Source organism: Bradyrhizobium sp. A5 (assembly GCF_042076515.1).
Classification (GTDB): Bacteria; Pseudomonadota; Alphaproteobacteria; order Rhizobiales; family Xanthobacteraceae; genus Bradyrhizobium; species Bradyrhizobium cosmicum.
Genome location: NZ_CP148990.1, coordinates 1,703,563 through 1,722,971 on the forward strand (window position 1 = coordinate 1,703,563; position 19,409 = coordinate 1,722,971).

Consider the following 19,409-nt stretch of genomic DNA (forward strand, 5'->3'; position numbering starts at 1 on the left):
GGCTTGCCCCTCCACGCGCGCCGCTTTGCGCGCGGGACTTATGGTTAACAGAGAGTCTCTTTCCGAAAAAGTCAGCCTTGCTGTCACGCAGGGCGGCGGCATTCGGGCGCGCGCGGGTCGGTATGGTTAAAGAACACTGAAATCAACGTGTTGAAGAGTCTTTAAGTAAATTCACCGAACGTGCGTGCATGACGCGCGGAGTTCGTTTGTACCTCGTCGGCTCCATCGTCCTTGTTTCGCTTGCGGGTTGCGGACGCGGCTTTTTCCAGGCCGAGCGCGAACCGTGGCGGGCCGAGGCCGAAGCCGCTTGTCTGAAGTCCGGCGCGGTCAAGGAAAGCCCTGATATCGTCCGCATCGAGCCGATCTCCGGACCCGGCATGTGCGGCGCCGAGTATCCGCTGAAGGTTGCCGCCCTCGGTGAAGGCTCCAGCAGCTACGGCTTTGCCGATGAAGAATTGCGTCCGCCGGGGAGCGTCGGCAACCAGCCGCGCTGGCCGGTGACGCAGCCGCGCTCGAATTATCCGCAGAGCCAGAATTATCCGCAACGCTCGAACTATCCCGAGAGCGCGGTGCGCCAGCCCTCCGGCTATGGCGCGCCATCGGGCCCGGTGTCGCTGAACGCACCCGGCGTGGCGCCGCAGGAAGACGAGATAGACCTGCCGCCCGACGGCACCGATGCCGCGGGCGCCGCGCGCTATATGAAGTCGCCGAGCTATCCGGCGCGATCGGCGGCGCCCTATTCGCAGCCGCCGGTGCAGCAGCCGTTGCCGCGTCTCGGTCCCGCACAGGGCAATCCCGTCACCGCCGTCGGCCCGGTTGCGATCAAGCCGACCGCGACGCTGGCCTGTCCGATCGTGTCCGAGCTCGACCGCTGGCTCGCCGACACCGTGCAGCCCTCGGCGATGCGCTGGTTCGGCGTCCGCGTCGCCGAGATCAAGCAGATCTCCGCCTATTCCTGCCGCGGCATGAACGGCAACTCGCACGCCCACATCTCCGAGCATGCCTTCGGCAATGCGCTCGACATCGCTGCCTTCGTGCTCGCCGATGGCCGCCGCGTCACCGTGAAGGATGGCTGGCGCGGCATGCCGGAAGAGCAGGGATTCCTGCGCGACGTGCAGTCGGGCGCGTGCGCGCATTTCACCACGGTGCTGGCGCCCGGCTCCAATGTCTATCACTACGATCACATCCATGTGGATCTGATGCGCCGCGCCAGCCGCCGCCTGATCTGCCAGCCCGCCGCCGTCTCCGGCGAAGAGGTCGCCGGGCGGGCCCAGCAGCGCAACCCTTACGCCGGCCGGCGCGATCCCTATGTCACCGGCTCGCTCGGTTCGCGCAAGAGCACGACGCGCAAGCAGGAAGAGGACGAGTACGCGGACGATTGAGATGACCGCCGACATCGTTCGCTATCTTACCCACCCGCAGGTGCAGATCGACCCTGATGTGCCCGTGCCGCAATGGGGGCTGAGCCCGGTCGGACGCGCGCGAACCGAGACATTGACGCAGGCGGGTTGGCTTGCGAACACCACGCAGATCATCTCAAGCGGCGAGCGAAAGGCGATCGAGACCGCCGGAATCATCGCAGGCCCGCTCGGTATCATGATCGAGATCCGCGAGGCCATGCATGAGAACGATCGCTCGGCGACCGGTTTCCTGAAGCCGGCCGAATTCGAGCAGGTCGCCGACCGGTTCTTCGCAGAGCCGCATCTCAGCGTCCGCGGCTGGGAGCGCGCCGTGGATGCGCAAGCGCGCATCGTGCGCGAGGCCGAGGCGGTGCTGGCGCGCAAACGTCCCGGCGACATTCTCTTCGTCGGCCACGGCGCCGTCGGCACGCTGCTGTTCTGCCATTTTGCCGGGCATCCGATCGATCGCGTCCACGATCAGCCGGCCGGAGGCGGTCATTGCTTTGCGCTTGCAAGGCAGGACAGGAGCATTCTGCATGCGTGGTGCAGAATGGAAGAGATCGCCTCCTAATGTGACGGATGGCCCGCGATTGCGAGGACGGCCGCAGGCAGCGAGCGCTGCCTCTTCGGCAATGCAAATCTCCCGCGCAAAAATTTGCGCAGCCGGGATTTTCCTCCAAGGCATTGAATTATCGCCACTAATCGCAACCTGACGGGGTTCGACGGCGGTTGGCACAGTCGCTGCAATGAGACTGTTGCAACGAAGCGGCGCGGCCGGCGCTGTGAGCCATCGGAACCCATCATGCAGATGTCCGTCACCCCGCCTACCTCCGATCTCGAGCAGCGCGTGCTGTCGCGCATCACGGAGGCGCGCTGGCTCGAGCTGGCGTCGGAGCTGATCCGCACCGGACAGCCGCGCTCCGGCAATCCGCTCGATCCCGACCTGCCGCCAGCCGAGGAGGAGGCCATCTCCATGCTGGTAGCGGGCAAGCTCGAAGCTCTCGGCATGGAAGTGACAAAACACAGCGCGCAGCCGCACCGGCCGAACGTGCTCGGCGTGCTGAAAGGGCGGGAGGGCGCGCCGTCGCTGATCCTCAACGATCACCTCGACACCTATCCGGTAGCCGAGCCCGAGAAATGGCACATGACGGATTTCGATCCGTTCAAGGCGACGCGCCACGGCGATCTGCTCTACGCGCGCGGCACTTCCGACACGCGCGGCAATCTCGCGGCGTCGCTGCTCGCAGTGCAGGCGCTGGTCGAAGAGGGTGTGACTTTCGATGGCACCTTGATGTGCTGCTACACCGTCGACGAGGAGCGCAACGGCACCGAGGGCTCGATCTACATGTTGAACAAGGTTGGCCTCACCGCCGACTACGAGATCACCGCCGAGCCCACCGCGTGGGGTGATGTCGGCAAGGACTGGGGCATGAACCTCTCGGTGGCCAATTCCGGACACTGCCTGGTCGAGGTCACGGTCGAGGGCATCAAGTCGCATATCTGGCGCCCCGACATCAGCGTCAACGCCATCATGGAAGCGGCAAAGCTGCTGCCGAAGCTGAAGGAGATGGGGTTCACGCACGTGCCGAGCAAGTTCATGGGACACACGCCGCCCTGCTGCTCGGTGGTGCGCATCCGCGGCGGCCTGCCCGGCGAGATGCAGTTCTCGCCCGATGCCTGCACCATCACGCTCGCGGTGGTCGGCATCGTGCCGGGCATGACGCTGGGAAGCGTGATCTCCGACATCGAGCGGCTCGGGCAGCGGACGTTCGCGGGCGTCAACGACGTCAGGGTCGGGGTGCGCCAGGTGCCCGGCTCGCTGTTCGTCAATGCGACCGAGCCGGTGCCGGTCGAGGAAGAGCCGTGCCGCTCCCTGCGCGCCGTCTACAAGCGCATGATGGGCCGCGAGCCCGGCGTCAACCGCAAGAACGCCTTCAACGACACCATCCGTTTTCGTGAAGCCGGCATCAACGCCGTGACCTTCGGTCCCGGCGAGGATGGCTGGGCGGTCGACAACGAGAACATCTCGATCACCAAGTCGGTAATGGCGACGCGGATCTACGCGCTGACCATCATGAAGATCCTGGGCGTGCGCGCATGAGCGCCGAGGCGAGCCCCATGGCCCTTCCGCTCCCGGCCGATCGCACGCGACGGGGCAGCCTGCGGCTGCCGAGAGTCTCGCGATCGATGCTGCTGTCGACGCTCACCGTTGCCATGCTGCTGGCGGCATGGGCCATCGTGACGGAGATGGGCTGGGCCAACGAGCTGTTTCTGCCGAAGCCGCAGGCGGTGTGGGCTGCGTTCATCAAGACCATGACCAGGGGATATCAGGGCGCGACGCTGCTCCAGCATCTCGGTGCCAGCCTCTATCGCATCCTGACCGCGTTCGCGCTTGCCTGTCTCGTCGGCATTCCGCTCGGCGTTCTCATGGGCGTGTCGCGCACTGCACGCGCGCTGCTCAATCCGCTGATCGAGTTCTACCGGCCGCTGCCGCCGCTCGGGCTCTACACGCTGCTGGTGATGTGGCTCGGTATCGGCGAGAGCTCGAAACTGTCGCTGCTGTTCCTCGCCGGCCTGCCGGGCATCGTGATCTCGACGATCCAGGCCGTCACCAGCGTCGATCCCGTCTATGTGCGCGCCGCGCAGTCGCTCGGTGCAAACAGGCGCCATCTGCTGTTCCATGTCTATCTGCCCGCGGCGGGACCCTTGATCCTCGCCGGCATGCGCATCTCGCTCGGCTTCACCTACACCGTTCTCGTCGCCGCCGAGATCGTCGCAGCCTCCGCCGGCATCGGCTGGATGATCTGGGACGCCGCGAAATTCCTGCTGTCCGACGTCGTCATCATGGGCCTGATCGTGCTCGGCCTCACCGGCGTCGTGCTCGACCTCGTGATGCGCGGCATCGCCAGATTGTTGATGCCGTGGGCCCGAACCTGATTCTGATCGAGGAGAGATCGATATGATGAAGAGACTGATTGCGACCCTTGTTGTTTCCACGTTTGCGCTCACGGCGGCGGCGCGCGCCGAGGACAAGCCGGCGAAGGTGACCGTCGGCTATCTGAACCTGGTGAACGCGCAACTCGTGACAAAGCATCTCGGCCTGCTCGCCAAGGAGATGCCGGGCGTCGACATCAAATACGTCAAGGTCGGCGGCGGCGGCGACATGCTGCGGGCGATCGCCGGCAACGACGTCGACTTCGGTGGCCTCGGCAATCCGCCGACCGCGATCGGCGCGACGCGTGCACTGCCGATCAAGGGCATTCTGGTGATCAACCTGCTCGACTACGTCGAGTCATTGGTGGTCCGTACCGACAAGAACATTACGTCTCTCAAAGACCTCAAGGGCAAGACGGTCGCCGCGCCGTTCGGATCGACGACACATTATCTGCTGCTCCAGGCCCTGAAGGACGAGGGCGTCGATCCTGCCTCGCTGAAGATTCTGGACCTCGCTCCGTCGGACATCGCGGCGGCATGGCTTCGCGGCGACATCGATGCCGCCTGGTTCTGGGAGCCCAACCTCGACAAGGCCGTCAAGAACGGCGGCAAGATCCTGATCACCTCGGGCGAGATGACCAAGCGCGGCTATCCGACCTGGGATATCGGCGTCGTCATGAACGCGTTCGCGGAGAAATATCCGTCCTATGTCGAGAAGTTCATCAAGGCCGAGTGCGAGGGGATCGATTTCTGGCTGAAGAACCCGGAGAAGACCGCCGAGATCATCGCGGAGGAGCTGTCTCTTCCTCTTCCCGACGCGACGCGGATGATGAATGGCACCGGCATGGTTCCGTGCAGCAAGCAACTTAACGAGGAATATCTCGGCACATCCGCGAAGAAGGGCAAGTTCGTCGATACGCTGATCTCGACCGCGGACTTCCTGGTGAAGCAGGAGCGGTTGCCGAAGCTGTTGCCGCGCACCGACTTCGAAGCCTTCATCCAGCCTGTCTATCTGGAGAAAGTGGTCGGCCGTTGAGGCCGGCTGCCGGCGGGCTCGCCTCGCCGGCGCATCCCTTTCCTGCAGGCGCGTGACCGACATGGATATCTCCCCCCGGCACCTCCGTGCCGCCTACCGCAGCGGCGTGCTCAAGCCATCCGACGTGGCTGCGCGCGTGTTGTCCCGCCTGAACGCCGCCGACCAGAGCGGCGTCTGGATCTCGGCGGCGAAACCCGAGAGCGTCATGGCCGCCGCGCGCGCGCTCGACGCGCGGATCGGCGAGGTCGACGCGCTGCCGCTTTATGGTCTCGTGTTCTCGGTCAAGGATTGCATCGACGTCGCGGGCGAGCAGACCACGTCGGCCTGTCCGGAATTTGCCTATGTCGCAAAGGCTACGAGTCCCGTGGTGGCCGACGCCATCGCCGCCGGCGCGATCTATGTCGGCAAGACCAACATGGACCAGTTCGCAACCGGGCTCGTCGGTGTGCGCTCGCCCTACGGCATTGCGCGCAACCCGCACAATCCCGATTACATTCCCGGCGGCTCCAGCTCAGGCGCGGCGGTGTCGGTTGCGACCGGGACGTCGTCCTTTGCGTTCGGCACCGACACCGGCGGATCGGGCAGGGTGCCGGCGTCCTATTGCGGCGTCACCGGCTTCAAGCCCGCGCCCGGCGCCTTCAGCCAGCGCGGCATGGTCTATGCGTGCCGGAGCTTTGATACTATCTCGCTCTATACGCAGCAGCCGGACGATGCCTACGACGTCTATCGCGTGCTGGCACGGCACGATCCCGAGGACTGCTTTTCGCCGGTCGATTTTGCCGGCTGGACGGAGCAGGCGTCGCCAGCGCGGCCGCTGACGATCGCGACGCCGCGCTTCGATCAGCTCAAATTCTTCGGCAACGCCGAGACGGAGCGGCTGTTCGGCGATGCGCTTCACAGGCTGCGTCGGCTCGATCTGCCGGTCGCTCCGGTCGATTTCTCGCCGTTCACCTCGATCAACGATCTGATGTTCTTCGGGCCGTTCCTGGTCGAGCGGGATGTCTCGGTCGGTGCGTTCCTCGATGCCAATCCCGATGCCGGCGTCAGGATCGTGCGCGATCTCGTCATTGGCAGCCGGAAGTTTACCGCCGCTGATACCTACCGCGCTCTCTATGAGGTCAAGGACGTCCAGGGTTCGCTTCGCGCGTTCTGGGAGAGGCACGACGCGCTGGTCGTTCCGACGGTCGGCACCATCCTCAGCATCGCGGACGTTGCGCGCGATCCGCTGACGGCCAATTTCAACAACGGCTACTACACCAACTACGCCAATCCGCTCGGACTCGCCGCCATCGCGGTGCCGAATGCGGTGACCGGGGCCGGCGTGCCCTACGGCGTCACCTTTCTGGCGCCGGCCGGGCGGGAGCGCCTGCTCACCGACCTTGCCTGCGCGTTCACAGGAGCGGCAGCCCAGCCTTGAGCATTCGCGCCGCGTTGCAATCCGATCCGGGACCTCCTAGCCTTCGAGCCGTCACTCGAAGGGAGATCGATGGTGGAGCGCAGTCATGCGCATGAGGTGGCCGATCCAGGCGAGCCGTGCGCCGAGCTGCGAAGGGCCGGGACCGGACGTTACGTGCTGAAGGCGTTGGACAAGCCCGATCTCGACCTGGTGATGCGCACCGGCAGGCTGGCCACCTACCAGAACCGCGAATATCTGCTGCGGGAAGGCGAGCCCGCAGACGGCATCCACATCATCCTGAGCGGAATCGTCGAAAGCACCCATGCCGGCACGCAGGGGCGCGAGCTGATGCTGGCGACCTGGGAGGCCGGCGATTTCGTCGGAGCTCCCTACATTCTCGGCGATCACCGCCACAGCTGGTCGGCCCGCGCGCTTGGGCGCGTCGAGGCCCTCCATCTCGACCAGGATGCGATCCGCACGCTGATCGCGCGGTCGCCGTCGTTTGCGGTCGCACTGATCGAATGCCTGGGCTTCAAGGGCGAGACCTATTCGATGCTGGCGCAGACACTGGCGGGGCAGAAGGCGGCCGAACGGCTGGTGCTGCTCCTGGTCAAGCTGTGCGAGAACGCGGCGCAGGACGAGAGCGGCCCGATCTCGCTCGGCCGCGTGACGCAGGCCAATCTCGCGCGCATGATCGGCGCAACGCGGCAGTCGATCAGCCTGATCCTCAACCGTCTCCAGGACGACGGCATCATCGCGACCGGTCCGACCAAGATGGTGGTCAACGATCTCGCGGCGCTGAGGAGGCAGGTGACGGACTAGCGAGCGCGGCAAAACATGCCAGCGCATGCTGCGGCAAATGCTGTTGGTCCACGCCTGGGCGGGGTTAACGCTGCGCCGGCGAGCCAGAAAGTCCTTGACGCAACGGAACACCATGGATTTGGATCGGTCGGAAGACCTTGATGGTCGATGGACGGAGCCGACCCGTGGGATTTTTGCTGAGAATTATGCTCGCAACCGCTTTCGTGAACCTTGCTCCAGCCGTCGCCCAGGCGAAGAAAGCCGTCGCTTCTCCTGCCTTGCAGAAAGAATTCGATGGCTTCATCGAGAAGTTTCGCGCCGCGCTGAGCACAAACGATTCCGCCGCCGTCGCAGGCATGACACGGTTGCCGTTCATGAACGACAGCGCAATTCGTGACGCCGCGCAATTTCGCGCCAAGACCTATCCAACCTCGTTCACGGCGAAAAATCGCGCGTGTATCCAGCGTGGCAAGGCTGTCTACGATCGCGATCCAGAGAACAATGACAATTACTTCGTCTTCTGCGGCGAGCTCATCTTCGTCTTTACCAAGACGCCGGCGGGTTTCCTTTTTACGGAGGTCGGCGCGAATGACTGATCAGGCAACAATGCCATCCACTGCCGCCTGACCTATGATCGGCGCATCGCTCGGCGACGTATTGGATGCCGCAATCGAGGCGATGGGCCGCACTCATCAACGGAAATACTCTCCGCGAGCACAGCGAGTCGGCTCAGCTGTATTCACATCGCCTTGGCGAGTGCGAACAGCCGGAAATCCTCGAGCGCAGCATGCCGATGCGGGGCAACTTCGCGCCTGTACGTCTCGGTGTCGACGATCGAGCGGAAGGTGGCGAAATCGCCGTATTCATTGATCGCCGCTTCGTCCCAGCGTTCGCCCGGCGAGCCGACGAGGCTCGTTAGGACCGGCCCGGAAAATATCGGCGCGAGCGGTTTACCGGCCGCGAGACGCCGGAATGCCGGCCGATAGCGCTCGTGAAAGGCTTCGCGGCCCGAGCAGGGCGCGGCGTCAAATCCGTCCTCGTAACGCGCATGCGTGCGGTAGCGCAGCAGATTGAGCATATAAATCGGCTGGCCGGGTGGAATGGCGCGCTCGGCGGCGTCAAGGGCTTGCAGGGTGATTTCGATGAGGTTCATGAGACTTCCCGCATTTCCAGCGCCGCAGACTGCGCGCTGACGCTCCCTGTCTAGCCGTTGGTGAATGGCTCTTGTAGTGACGCCATAGCCATGACTATGTGGACTGCATGTCGACAACGACCTTACCTCCCGACATCTCGCGTCTCCTCGCCTTCGTCCGCGTCGTCGAGGCGGGCTCCTTCGCCGAAGCCGCGCGGCGGGCGGGGACGACCACCTCGGCGATGTCCAAGGCGGTCGCCCGCTTCGAAAAGGCTCGCGGGTTGCGGCTTTTGCATCGTTCCACCCATTCGTTGGCGCTGACTGAAGAGGGCGACAGGCTGATGGCGGCGGGACGCGCGTTGGTCGAAAGTCTCGCCCATGTCCAATCCGCGCTTGGCGAAGTGGCGCGCGACGATGGTGGACGGGTGTGCGTGACCGCCCCCGCCTCGTTCGCGCGCGCCTGCATCCTGCCGCGACTGCCTGCCTTCCTGCGGGAACGGCCGGAAATCGAGATCGAGGTCAAATTCCGCAACGAGATTCTCGATCTCGCGGCGGAAGGCGTCGACGTCGCGATCCGCTCAGGGCCCCTCGACCGCGTGCCGGGCCATCAGGCGCGGCGGCTTTGCACGTTCTCCTGGATCGCTTGCGCCTCGCCTGTCTATCTGAAGGCGCGTGGCGCGCCAGCGACTCCATACGAGCTTTCCGCGCACGACCACGTCGGATTCCGGAATCCCGCGAACGGTCAGATCCTGACCTGGCGCTTCGCTGACCCGCGCGGCAAGGCACCCATTCGCGTCACGCCCAAGCCGAAGCACATTTGCGACGATGCGCACGCTTCGCTTGCTTTGATCGCGAATGGGTTTGGGGTCGGCTGGGGACCAGCGTGGCTCGTCGACGAAGACCTTCGCAGCGGCAGGCTGGTCGAAGTGCTCGCGCCCTGGCGTGCGTCTGGGGAACCCCTATGGATGCTGCGCACCTCCGACCGCCGCCCGCCTTTGCGCACACAGCGCGTCATGTCCTTCCTCACCAAGCTTGCCGCCGCGTTCAGCGACAAGGCGGTATGAAGCATCGGTCGTCACCGAAATTTAGGCGCCAAGAATTTTGGGTCCAGATCCTAGAGACTAGCGCAGGCTGCTGCGGAAAGTCATGTCGAGGTCGGCTTCGACGGTGCGGGGACCAGCCCCATGCAGCGCTGCACCTCGGCCGGGACGTTGTAGGTCCGCATGATGTGGCGGCTGTCGCGCAGGCCGGTCGCCTCACGTTGCACCACGAACATCCAGAGCGCCTGGCCGGCTTCCATCACCAGCTTGCGCCGGACCGGCTGCATCGAAGTCGGCACCTCCGCGGCAGCGTGCGCGGCGTCGAACTCGCGCAAGCGCGTGAGCGCCTGTTCGAGCGTGCGGCCCATCCGTCCAAGCGCGGAGGCCTGTTCCTGAACGATCTCGTAATGGAGGATATCGACGGGCGGGCGAAGATCACGGGACATGAGCCCAAATATAGGGCCGCCTGAAGGACTTGCGCAACGCGTAGCCCGCTTGCCGCTACTTCGGCCGATACGCCGCCAGAAACATCCGCGTCGCGCTGCCGACCACCTCGGTCATGCGCTCTTCCGACGGCGCGGGCGCGGCCTGGAAGACGAAGGGCAGGAAGAGTGAGGCCTTGCACAGTTCCATGAATTGCGAGGCCGCCAGATCGCAATCGTCGATGCTGAGATCGCCGGAGGCGACATGGGCTTTGAGATAGTCGGAGAGCCGGTTGATGGTCTTGTCCAGCACGCGTCCATAATAGCGGCGGCCGACGTCGGGCATACGCTCGGCGATCGCCATCACAGTGCGGATCGCCGATCCGCCGCCGGGCCGGCAGAGCAAATGGATGTAGGCCCGGCCAAAATCCGTCAGCGTCGTCTCGGCATCGCGAGCGTGATCGAAATTGAAAGCGACCTGGCCGTAATCGAGCGCCTCCTGCTCGAGGATGGCTTCGAACAGCGCGCATTTGTCGGCGAAGTAGACGTAGAGCGTACCCTTGGAGACGGCGGCCGCGCGCGCGATCTCGCCCATGCTGGCGCCGTCAAAACCCAGATCCATGAACACCTTGCGGGCTCCATCCAGGATCTGGCGGCGCTTCGAGCTGTCCTCCTCTTGGAGGACGTGCAGATGTTCGCGGCCGGCTACAACCATTGGTTCAGCGTCTCGGAAGGTTTTTGGATCGGGCCCAAACCATGAAACCCAAATAAAGGATTCGGGCCAGTACGGTCCGCTCGGGCATATTATCTATATTGACCGAACCGTTCGGTCAATGATATTTGGGATGGGCGAGAGGGAGACCGGCCGCATAACGGCTGTCCTTCATCGCGCTTTTTTTGGGGAGGCCTTTATGGCCGTATCGAGAGACCAGGCTGCGCGCGTTCTTCGCCAGGAAGCGGTGGAGACGACGCCGGAGCAGGCGGGCAGTGACGTGACAACCGGAAAATCTGCCGCCCTTGCCGAGCAGTTGCGCTCTCATGTGGCCGAGGAAGCCAAGCGCCGCGGCGAGGCGCCGGAGAAGCCCGTGACCGACAAGCCGGCCCCCGATGCAGCCGCGCCCGGCGCGCCTGCCGCCGGCAAGTCCGGCAAGCGCAAATTCGTCATGATGGGCATCGGCCTCGTGCTGGCGCTCGCGGCAGCCGGCTATGCCGGCTATTACACGCTGGTCGGCCGCTTTTATGTCTCTACCGACGACGCCTATGTCCGCGCCAACAACACCATGCTCGGCGCGCGCGTCGCCGGCCACATCTCCTCGATCCTCGCCGGCGACAACACGTCGGTGCGCGCGGGCGACATCGTCCTGCGCATCGACGACGGCGACTACAAGATCGCCGTCGATGCCGCCACGACGAAGATCGCGACCCAGCAGGCCACCATCGATCGCATCGGCCGACAGGTTGCCGCGCTCGACAGCCAGGTCGCGCAGGCCAAGGCGCAGCTCGTCTCGGCTGAGGCGGGCCTCAAGCGCGCAGACCTCGATTATGAGCGCCAGCAGGCACTGAACAGCAAGGGCTTTGCCTCGCGGGCGGTGTTCGAAACTTCGGAGGCCGGACGCGACCAGGGCGCCGCTGCAGTCAAGGCCGCACAGGCCGCCTATGATGTCGCCGTCAGCAATGTCGATGTCGCCAAGGCGCAGCAGGCCGAAGCGCAGGCGCAGCTCGCCGAGCTCAAGACCTCGCTCGCCAAGGCCGAGCGCGATCTTGCCTTCACCGCGGTGCGCGCGCCGGTCGACGGCGTCTTCTCCAACCGTCTCGTCAGTGCCGGCGACTTCGTCGCTGTCGGTCAGCGGCTCGGCAATGTCGTGCCGCTCGACAATGTCTATATCGACGCCAATTTCAAGGAAACGCAGCTCAAGCGCATCCGTCCCGGTCAGCCCGTGACGATCAAGGTCGATGCCTACGGCATGCGCAAGTTCTCCGGCGTCGTCGACAGCATCGCGGCGGGCTCCGGCTCGGTGTTCACGCTGCTGCCGCCCGACAACGCCACCGGCAACTTCACCAAGATCGTGCAGCGCGTGCCGGTCCGCATCCGCGTGCCGAAATCGGTCGCCAGGCAGAACCTGCTGCGTGCCGGCATGTCGGTCTATGCGACGGTCGACACCAACAAGGGCGCGTCCGACGCCGACAGCGAGATCGATCTCGACGCTCCCACCATGGTCCATTCGCAGTAAGCGCGCTCTCGAGCGCTGCGAGGTCAGACCATGGCGACCGCCACCACCGCCTCACCTGACATGATGGCGAACCCCGCTTCGGATCGCATCGCGCCGAAGCGGCTGTTCGCCTTCATCATCATGGTATTCGGGATGTTCATGTCGATCCTGGACATCCAGATCGTCTCGGCATCCCTCAGTGAAATCCAGGCCGGACTGTCGGCTAGCTCCAGCGAAGTCGCCTGGGTCCAGACCGCCTATCTGATCGCCGAAGTCATCGCGATCCCGCTGTCGGGATTCCTGTCGCGCGCTTTCGGCACCCGGTTGTTGTTCGCGATCTCGGCGGCCGGCTTCACGGTTTCGAGTCTGCTTTGCGGCTTTGCCACCACCATCGAGGAGATGATCCTCTGGCGCGCGCTGCAGGGATTTCTCGGCGCCGGCATGATCCCGACGGTGTTCGCCTCGGCCTACACCGTGTTCCCGCGCTCCAAATTCCACATCGTCGGTCCCATCATCGGCCTCGTTGCGACGCTCGCCCCGACGATCGGGCCGACGGTCGGCGGCTACATCACCGACCTGATGTCGTGGAACTGGCTGTTCTTCATCAACGTCGTCCCCGGCATCGGCATCACCATCGGCGTGCTGGCGCTGGTCGATTTTGACGAGCCGCATTTCGAGTTGCTCGACCGCTTCGACTGGTGGGGCCTGACGTTCATGGCCGGCTTCCTCGGCACGCTGGAATATGTGCTGGAGGAAGGTCCGCTCCATGAATGGATGCAGGACACGTCCGTTGCGATCTGTGCCTGGATCTGCGCCATCTCGGCGATCGCCTTCTTCTGGCGCGTGTTCACGGCGGCCGAGCCGATCGTCAATTTGCGCACCTTCTCCAACCGCAATTTCGCCATCGGCTGCGTGCTGCAGTTCTGCATCGGCATCGGTCTCTACGGCCTGACCTACATCTATCCGCGCTACCTCGCCGAGGTGCGCGGCTACAGCGCGCTGATGATCGGCGAGACCATGTTCGTCTCCGGCATCACCATGTTCCTGGTCGCGCCGCTGGTCGGCCGTCTCATGGTGAAGGTGGACATGCGCTACATGATCGCGTTCGGCCTGATCGTGTTCGCGATCGGCTCCTACCAGATGACCTGGATCACCCGGGACTACGATTTCTACGAGCTGCTGATACCGCAGATCCTGCGCGGTGTGGGCATGATGTTCGCGATGGTGCCGACCAACAACATCGCGCTCGGCACGCTGGCGCCGGACCGCGTGAAGAACGCGAGCGGCCTGTTCAACCTGATGCGCAACCTCGGCGGCGCCGTGGGCCTTGCCGTCATCAACACCGTGCTCAACGACCGTACTGATCTGCACATCACCCGCCTCCAGGAGCGCGTCACCTGGGGCAACGCGACCGCGACCGAAACCCTGACCATGCTGCAGCAGAAGTTCCAGGGGCTCGGCGATGCCTCGCTGATGGCGATGAAGCAGCTCAGCCAGATCGTGCACCGCCAGGCCGTGGTGATGGGCTTTGGCGATGCGTTCTTCGTGCTGACGGTGTTTTATCTCGGCCTCAGCCTTCTGGTCACGCTGCTGAACAAGCCGGCCTCGTTGACCGGCGGCGGCGACGCGCATTGATGGCGCTTCGCGTAACGTCCTTCGTTCGAAGGAGCGAACCAAATTGCAACACTCGTCCGTGATCTTGCGCCGGCCCCGTTGCAAACCGAAAACGACACATCTATAAAGCGCACCTCATTCATTCGAACCGGGGAGAGATTTGCATGATTTTGTCGCATTCGCAGATCGTCCGCCCGCGCTCGATGATGTTCTGGCTCGGTATCTGCTCGACCTCCTAGAGGTCCTCTCCGCCAGCTTCGATTGGGCTCCAAGTCCCGATCGCTCCGCTTCCCAAGTTAAAATCAGTCTCAAGTGACGCCGTTCCGGCCCTCGTGGCCGGCCTGCGTCCATCGATGGAGCCGGCCCGCGCCAGAAGCGGCCGGATGATGCCATGACCGCTCTGTCAAAAAAGCCCGCGGCGATACGCCTGGTGCTGCCCTTCGTGTTCCGGCACTGGCTGAAGCAGCCGGGGCGCACGCTCGTCATCGTCGGCAGCCTGTTGGGGGCGACCGCCGCCGACCTGTTCATGCCGGTCTTCTCCGGACATCTGATCGACGCGCTGACGCACGGGCCGTCCGATCCGGATGCGCGCCACGCGGCACTGGTCGCGTTCGGCGCCATCGTGGCGCTGGGCGCGGCGTCCATGGTGCTGCGGCTCGCAGGCCTGCAGGCGATCGTGCCGTTCACGCTGAAGATCATGTCCGAGGTCGCGCAGGACGCATTCATGCGCGTGCAGCGCTTCTCGACCGACTGGCACGCCAACTCGTTCGCCGGCTCCACCGTGCGCAAGATCACGCGCGGCATGTGGGCGCTCGACCTGCTCAACGACACGATCCTGCTGGCGCTGCTGCCTTCGCTGATCGTGCTGATCGGGTCGGTGATCCTGCTCGGCGCGCATTGGGCCTCGCTCGGCGCGGTGATCGCGCTCGGCGCGCTGGCCTATGTCACGATGACGGTGCTGTTCTCGACGCGCTACATCGCGCCAGCCGCGCGAATCTCCAATGCCTGGGACACCAAGGTCGGCGGCACGCTGGCGGATGCGCTGACCTGCAACGCCGTGGTGAAATCCTTCGGTGCCGAAATGCGCGAGGATTCGCGGCTCGCGCGCGTCGTCAATCGCTGGCGCGTGCGGGTGCGGCGGACGTGGTTTCGCTACAACACCACCGCCGTGGCGCAGCTCTCGATGCTGTTATGCCTGCGGGGGTCCGTGATCGGTGGGGCGGTGCTGCTGTGGATGTCCGGGCACGCTTCGCCCGGCGACGTCACTTACGTGCTGACGAGCTATTACGTCATTCACGCCTATCTGCGCGACGTCGGCATGCACTTCAACAACCTCCAGCGCTCGGTCAATGACATGGAGGAGCTGGTGGCGATTCATGACGAGCCGATCGGCATTGCCGATGCGGCAGACGCGCGGGGGATCGCCATCGAGGGCGGCCAGATCGTGTTCGACGACGTCACGTTCCACTATGGCGGCCATCGCGCGCCGCTCTATGACGGGCTGTCGCTGACGATCCGCGCCGGCGAGCGGGTCGGCCTCGTCGGCCGCTCCGGCTCCGGCAAGACCACCTTCGTCAAGCTGGTGCAGCGGCTCTACGACGTCTCCGGCGGCCGCGTGCTGATCGACGGGCAGGACATCGCGCTGGCGACGCAGCAATCGCTGCGCAGCCAGATCGCGATCGTGCAGCAGGACCCGATCCTGTTCCACCGCACGCTCGCCGAGAACATCGCCTATGGCCGGCCCGGCGCCAGCCTCGAGGCGATCGAGCAGGCGGCGCGGCTCGCCAATGCGCACGACTTCATCCTGCGCCTGCCGAAGGGCTACGGCACCCTCGTCGGCGAGCGGGGCGTGAAACTGTCGGGCGGCGAGCGGCAGCGCGTCGCGCTGGCGCGCGCCTTCCTGGCGGACGCGCCGGTGCTGATCCTGGACGAGGCGACCTCGAGCCTCGATTCGGAATCGGAGGCGCTGATCCAGCAGGCGATGGAGCGGCTGATGAAGGGCCGCACCTCGATCGTGATTGCGCACCGGCTGTCGACGGTGCGCAGCCTCGACCGGATCCTGGTGTTCGACCGCGGCGAGATCGTCGAGCAGGGCACCCATGCCATGCTCGCGGGCAAGCCAGGGGGAATCTATCGCGGCCTGTTCGAGCGCCAGGTCGTGGAGCTCGGACGCATCGCAGCAGCGGAATGAGGCGCGCGGCAGCGGGACGAAAGCCCCGTCGCCGCGTCGCCGGAAATGGAATGAGATGAAGGACCTGACACGCGGCTCCATCGTGGGCCACATCCTGCAGATGTCGCCGCCGATCATGGCCGGCATGGTCACGATCATGATCTGCCAGCTCGTCGATTTGTACTTCGTTTCGGGGCTGGGCGATCCGGCGGTCGCAGGCGTCGCCGCGGCCGGCAATGCCGGCTTTCTCGTCAACGCGCTGATGCAGGTGCTCGGCGTCGGCACGGTGGCGCTGATGGCGCATGCCGTGGGGCGCAAGGACCGCGGCGATGCCAATTTGATCTTCAACCAGTCGGTCGTCCTGTCGGTGCTGTTCGGGCTGCTGACATTGGCCATGGGGGCGGCGCTGTCGCGCCCCTATATGCGTTCGGTTGCCGCGGACCAGGCCACGATCGAGGCGGGGACGACTTATCTGCTGTGGTTCATGCCCGCGCTCGCGCTTGAATTCGCGATGCAAGTGCTGGCATCCGCGCTGCGGGCGACCGGCATCGTGCGTCCCGCAATGTTTGTGCGGGTGCTCGCTGTCGCCATCAACATCGCGCTGGCGCCGGTGCTGATCTCGGGCTGGGGCACCGGCTATGCGCTTGGCGTTGCCGGAGCCGGGCTGGCAAGCTCGATCGCGGTGGCGGTCGGCGTCTTGATCCTGCTGGCGCATTTCCGCAGGGCCGAGCGCTATGTCGCGTTCAATCCGGCGCAGTGGCGTCCGCAGCCGCGCCATTTGAAGCGTATCCTGAATGTCGGTCTGCCGGCCGGCGGCGAGTTCGCGATGATGTTCATCTTCATGGCGGTGGTCTATTACGTGCTGAGCGATTTTGGCGCGGCGGCGCAGGCCGGGTTCGGCATCGGGCAACGGGTGCTCGGGTTGATCCATATGCCGGCGCTCGCGGTTGCGCTCGCGGCCGGGCCGATCGCCGGCCAGAATGTCGGCGCCGGCAACGGCGCGCGGGTGCGCGACACCTTCGTCAAGACGGCGCTGATCACCACCGCCGTGATGATCGCGTTCATGATCCCGGCGCAGCTGAAGCCGGAACTGCTGCTCGCCGGCTTCTCGAACGACCAGGAGACCATGGCGATCGCCTATCTGTTCCTGCGGATCATCTCGCTCAACATGGTGGCGCAGGGCCTGATCTTCACCTGTTCGAGCATGTTCCAGGGCCTCGGCAACACCAAGCCGGTGTTGCTGAGCTCGGCGACGCGCGTGTTCACCTATTCGCTGCCGGCGATCTGGCTCTCGACGAGGCCGGGCTTTCGCATGGAGTATGTCTGGTATCTGTCAATCGCGGCGACCACGCTGCAGGCGGTCTTGAGCCTGTGGCTGCTGCGCCGCGAATTCGGCAAGCGCCTCGGAGTGCCAAAGGTGAAGTCTGCGGAGCAAGCGAGCTCCGAGCCTGTCGCGCCTCTCGCCCGCGAGCCTGCGTAACGGCGGCTTGTTCCATCCTCGCGGCTCCGGCTAACTTGCCGCGGTGTGGGGATGGTGTGGCAGAAGGGCTGAATGAACGGAGTGACGAACGAGCAGAAGCCGGCGTCCTGGCTCCCGGCGATCTGGGCGGCGCGCTACCGCACGCCAGCCCGCTTCGTCGCGCTGATCGCGCTGCTGCATCTGCGCCGCCGCACGGCCCTGGTTGCCGCCGGCGCGATTGTGCTGGCGGCCGTCCTGCTCTGGACCGTCTCGCCGCACCTGCGCGCGACGATTGCGAAATTCCAGGGCGACTACGAGATGAGCGTACAGGACAACCGGACCAGCGGGATGGGTTCGCGGCTGGAATACTGGCGCAAATCCCTCGGGTTCATCGCGGACGCGCCGCTGATCGGTCACGGCACCGGGGCGATCCGTGGCCTGTTCGCAAGCGTAGCTGTCGATGCGGAGGTCAATCCGTTGCGCGGCGAGATCGTCAGCAACCCGCACAACCAGACGCTCAGCGTCGCCGTGCAGTGGGGCGTCGTCGGTGTGCTGATCCTCTACGCGCTGTGGTTTGCGCACCTTTCGATGTTTCGCGGCGACGGGCTGGCTTGCTGGATCGGTATGCTCGTCGTGGTGCAGAACATGCTGCCCTCGCTATTGAACACGCATTTGTTCGATTTCACCGCGGGCTGGATCTACGTGCTCGGTGTCGGCATTGCCGGCGGCATGGCGCTTGGCGAAAAGCGCGGCGGGTCGGCCGCGACGACTGACGAGCTCGAAGGCCCGCGTCTGCGCCAGACTCCCGGCGGCACTCCGAAGTGACGCTTGAAGGCCCGGCTGAACGCCGCCTCCGATTCGTAGCCGGTCTGGCAGGCGATCGACTTGATCGGCGTCGCCCCTGATGTCAGGGCGTGAGCGGCCAGCCGCAAGCGCCAGTGGACCAGGTATTGCATCGGCGGCTGATCGAGAAAGTGCTTGAAGCGCTCGGCCAATACGGTGCGCGAGACGCCGATCCGGCGCGCCAGGCTCTCGACCGTCCAGTCGTGGAACGGCATGGCATGCAGGTGCCGCAGGCCCGCGCCGGCGATCTGGTCGTTGATGGCGGCGAACCAGCCGATTTCGTTCGCAGGCAGCCCTTGCATGTGCTTGCGCAGGATCTCGACGAACATCAACTCGGCCAGACGATGCAGCAAACTGCGCGAGCCCGGCCGCGGCGTGCTTGCTTCCGCGGCGGTGTGGCGGATGGTGCTGGCCAGCCATTCATCGGCGGCACCTGCGGGACTGACGTGCAGCCATCTCGGCAAATGACGCAGCACGGGGTGACATAGCAGTTCGTCGCACTGAAGAAATCCGCAGATGATCCTCGTGCTGGGACCGGCGCCTCCATGCTCGAGGACGACAATGTCCGTCCACGGCGGGCGCGGGAGCAGGCTGCCGACCTGCATGGGTACGATAGGCTCGCGCCCGCGGAGGCGATGACTGTCGCCGTAGGGAAGCACAATGACGTCGCCCTCGTTCAGCCGCACCGGCGCGTGCCCGTCCAGCTCCATCGTGCAGCCGCCCGATGCGATGATGTGGAAGGGGATGATCCGCTCGGTGCGCAGCGGCAACAGCCTGGCAAGCTGGCATGCTTGCGGCGTCGTGATCGCCCAGGGCTCGCGAAACTCGGCGCGGAAAAGCACGGTGCCGGCAAGATGCATGCTGCCCAGCACCTCGGAGAGAAGGTCAACCGGCGTTTCGGGCAAGACTTGTGGGGTCCTGGTCATGTTCGGCCGATCCACAGAGACATAGG

The 19,409-nt window shown here is 65.0% G+C and carries 17 protein-coding genes and 1 pseudogene; 14 read left to right on the top strand and 4 right to left on the bottom strand.

Annotated features, from left to right (window positions below; translation table 11 throughout):
- Positions 1-188: 188 nt before the first annotated feature.
- From WHZ77_RS08055 to WHZ77_RS08090, 8 genes are all read left to right on the top strand, one after another.
- Complete coding sequence (locus WHZ77_RS08055) at positions 189-1,382, top strand: extensin family protein (protein ID WP_375313189.1); 1,194 nt, start codon at positions 189-191, stop codon at positions 1,380-1,382.
- A gap of 1 nt (position 1,383) precedes the next feature.
- Positions 1,384-1,971 carry a histidine phosphatase family protein gene (locus WHZ77_RS08060; protein ID WP_375313190.1) on the top strand — a complete coding sequence of 196 codons (588 nt, stop codon included), beginning with the start codon at positions 1,384-1,386 and terminating at the stop codon, positions 1,969-1,971.
- Between the two features lie 231 nt (positions 1,972-2,202).
- The gene (locus tag WHZ77_RS08065) at positions 2,203-3,501 is read left to right on the top strand and encodes a M20 family metallopeptidase (protein WP_375313191.1); all 1,299 of its coding nucleotides are present in this window, start codon (positions 2,203-2,205) and stop codon (positions 3,499-3,501) included.
- 17 nt (positions 3,502-3,518) lie between these two features.
- Entirely contained in the window at positions 3,519-4,337 is an 819-nt protein-coding gene (locus WHZ77_RS08070) for an ABC transporter permease (RefSeq protein ID WP_375313192.1), read from the top strand.
- Between the two features lie 22 nt (positions 4,338-4,359).
- On the top strand, positions 4,360-5,370 hold the full coding sequence (locus tag WHZ77_RS08075; protein WP_375313193.1) for an ABC transporter substrate-binding protein: 1,011 nt from the start codon (positions 4,360-4,362) through the stop codon (positions 5,368-5,370).
- A gap of 61 nt (positions 5,371-5,431) precedes the next feature.
- Positions 5,432-6,787 (top strand): amidase family protein, encoded by a 1,356-nt coding sequence (locus WHZ77_RS08080; protein WP_375313194.1) that lies wholly within the window; start codon positions 5,432-5,434, stop codon positions 6,785-6,787.
- A gap of 69 nt (positions 6,788-6,856) precedes the next feature.
- A complete protein-coding gene (locus WHZ77_RS08085) occupies positions 6,857-7,588 on the top strand; it encodes a Crp/Fnr family transcriptional regulator (protein WP_375313195.1) in 732 nt (243 codons plus the stop codon).
- 164 nt (positions 7,589-7,752) lie between these two features.
- Positions 7,753-8,163: a hypothetical protein gene (locus WHZ77_RS08090; RefSeq protein ID WP_375313196.1), complete on the top strand. Its 411-nt coding sequence runs from the start codon at positions 7,753-7,755 to the stop codon at positions 8,161-8,163.
- Between the two features lie 143 nt (positions 8,164-8,306).
- Here the strand turns inward: WHZ77_RS08090 and WHZ77_RS08095 are convergent, their stop codons facing one another.
- Positions 8,307-8,720 (bottom strand): hypothetical protein, encoded by a 414-nt coding sequence (locus WHZ77_RS08095; protein ID WP_375313197.1) that lies wholly within the window; start codon positions 8,718-8,720, stop codon positions 8,307-8,309.
- A gap of 107 nt (positions 8,721-8,827) precedes the next feature.
- On the opposite strand from WHZ77_RS08095, the gene WHZ77_RS08100 reads away from it, so the two are divergent.
- Positions 8,828-9,763 carry a LysR family transcriptional regulator gene (locus WHZ77_RS08100; RefSeq protein ID WP_375313198.1) on the top strand — a complete coding sequence of 312 codons (936 nt, stop codon included), beginning with the start codon at positions 8,828-8,830 and terminating at the stop codon, positions 9,761-9,763.
- Positions 9,764-9,843: 80 nt separating this feature from the next.
- On the opposite strand, the gene WHZ77_RS08105 is transcribed toward WHZ77_RS08100, so the two are convergent.
- Positions 9,844-10,185: a DUF6665 family protein gene (locus WHZ77_RS08105; protein WP_375313199.1), complete on the bottom strand. Its 342-nt coding sequence runs from the start codon at positions 10,183-10,185 to the stop codon at positions 9,844-9,846.
- 55 nt (positions 10,186-10,240) lie between these two features.
- On the bottom strand, positions 10,241-10,876 hold the full coding sequence (locus tag WHZ77_RS08110) for a TetR/AcrR family transcriptional regulator (RefSeq protein WP_375313200.1): 636 nt from the start codon (positions 10,874-10,876) through the stop codon (positions 10,241-10,243).
- Between the two features lie 196 nt (positions 10,877-11,072).
- Between WHZ77_RS08110 and WHZ77_RS08115 the strand changes: the two genes are divergently transcribed.
- The 5 genes from WHZ77_RS08115 to WHZ77_RS08135 all read left to right on the top strand — a co-directional run bounded on the left by WHZ77_RS08115 (position 11,073) and on the right by WHZ77_RS08135 (position 18,439).
- Positions 11,073-12,392 carry an HlyD family efflux transporter periplasmic adaptor subunit gene (locus WHZ77_RS08115; RefSeq protein WP_375313201.1) on the top strand — a complete coding sequence of 440 codons (1,320 nt, stop codon included), beginning with the start codon at positions 11,073-11,075 and terminating at the stop codon, positions 12,390-12,392.
- A gap of 30 nt (positions 12,393-12,422) precedes the next feature.
- Positions 12,423-14,006, top strand: coding sequence for a DHA2 family efflux MFS transporter permease subunit (locus WHZ77_RS08120; protein ID WP_375313202.1), 1,584 nt, complete (start codon positions 12,423-12,425; stop codon positions 14,004-14,006).
- Positions 14,007-14,376: 370 nt separating this feature from the next.
- Complete coding sequence (locus WHZ77_RS08125; RefSeq protein ID WP_375313203.1) at positions 14,377-16,176, top strand: ABC transporter ATP-binding protein; 1,800 nt, start codon at positions 14,377-14,379, stop codon at positions 16,174-16,176.
- Positions 16,177-16,231: 55 nt separating this feature from the next.
- Positions 16,232-17,635: an MATE family efflux transporter gene (locus WHZ77_RS08130; protein ID WP_375313204.1), complete on the top strand. Its 1,404-nt coding sequence runs from the start codon at positions 16,232-16,234 to the stop codon at positions 17,633-17,635.
- Positions 17,636-17,707: 72 nt separating this feature from the next.
- Positions 17,708-18,439, top strand: a complete 732-nt coding sequence (locus tag WHZ77_RS08135) for an O-antigen ligase family protein (protein ID WP_375313205.1) — start codon at positions 17,708-17,710, stop codon at positions 18,437-18,439.
- A gap of 23 nt (positions 18,440-18,462) precedes the next feature.
- On the opposite strand, the pseudogene WHZ77_RS08140 reads toward WHZ77_RS08135, so the two are convergent.
- Positions 18,463-19,383, bottom strand: a pseudogene (locus WHZ77_RS08140) (AraC family transcriptional regulator); the annotation flags it as partial.
- Positions 19,384-19,409: the final 26 nt, after the last annotated feature.

Bases quoted from the DNA above. Each gene is read 5' to 3' on its own strand.
- WHZ77_RS08075 (WP_375313193.1), top strand. From the start codon at position 4,360: ATGATGAAGAGACTGATTGCGACCCTTGTTGTTTCCACGTTTGCGCTC.
- WHZ77_RS08115 (WP_375313201.1), top strand. From the start codon at position 11,073: ATGGCCGTATCGAGAGACCAGGCTGCGCGCGTTCTTCGCCAGGAAGCG.
- WHZ77_RS08085 (WP_375313195.1), top strand. From the start codon at position 6,857: ATGGTGGAGCGCAGTCATGCGCATGAGGTGGCCGATCCAGGCGAGCCG.
- WHZ77_RS08065 (WP_375313191.1), top strand. From the start codon at position 2,203: ATGCAGATGTCCGTCACCCCGCCTACCTCCGATCTCGAGCAGCGCGTG.
- WHZ77_RS08135 (WP_375313205.1), top strand. From the start codon at position 17,708: ATGAACGGAGTGACGAACGAGCAGAAGCCGGCGTCCTGGCTCCCGGCG.
- WHZ77_RS08100 (WP_375313198.1), top strand. From the start codon at position 8,828: ATGTCGACAACGACCTTACCTCCCGACATCTCGCGTCTCCTCGCCTTC.
- WHZ77_RS08095 (WP_375313197.1), bottom strand. From the start codon at position 8,720: ATGAACCTCATCGAAATCACCCTGCAAGCCCTTGACGCCGCCGAGCGC.
- WHZ77_RS08105 (WP_375313199.1), bottom strand. From the start codon at position 10,185: ATGTCCCGTGATCTTCGCCCGCCCGTCGATATCCTCCATTACGAGATC.
- WHZ77_RS08055 (WP_375313189.1), top strand. From the start codon at position 189: ATGACGCGCGGAGTTCGTTTGTACCTCGTCGGCTCCATCGTCCTTGTT.
- WHZ77_RS08080 (WP_375313194.1), top strand. From the start codon at position 5,432: ATGGATATCTCCCCCCGGCACCTCCGTGCCGCCTACCGCAGCGGCGTG.
- WHZ77_RS08070 (WP_375313192.1), top strand. From the start codon at position 3,519: ATGGCCCTTCCGCTCCCGGCCGATCGCACGCGACGGGGCAGCCTGCGG.
- WHZ77_RS08060 (WP_375313190.1), top strand. From the start codon at position 1,384: ATGACCGCCGACATCGTTCGCTATCTTACCCACCCGCAGGTGCAGATC.
- WHZ77_RS08120 (WP_375313202.1), top strand. From the start codon at position 12,423: ATGGCGACCGCCACCACCGCCTCACCTGACATGATGGCGAACCCCGCT.
- WHZ77_RS08110 (WP_375313200.1), bottom strand. From the start codon at position 10,876: ATGGTTGTAGCCGGCCGCGAACATCTGCACGTCCTCCAAGAGGAGGAC.
- WHZ77_RS08130 (WP_375313204.1), top strand. From the start codon at position 16,232: ATGAAGGACCTGACACGCGGCTCCATCGTGGGCCACATCCTGCAGATG.
- WHZ77_RS08125 (WP_375313203.1), top strand. From the start codon at position 14,377: ATGACCGCTCTGTCAAAAAAGCCCGCGGCGATACGCCTGGTGCTGCCC.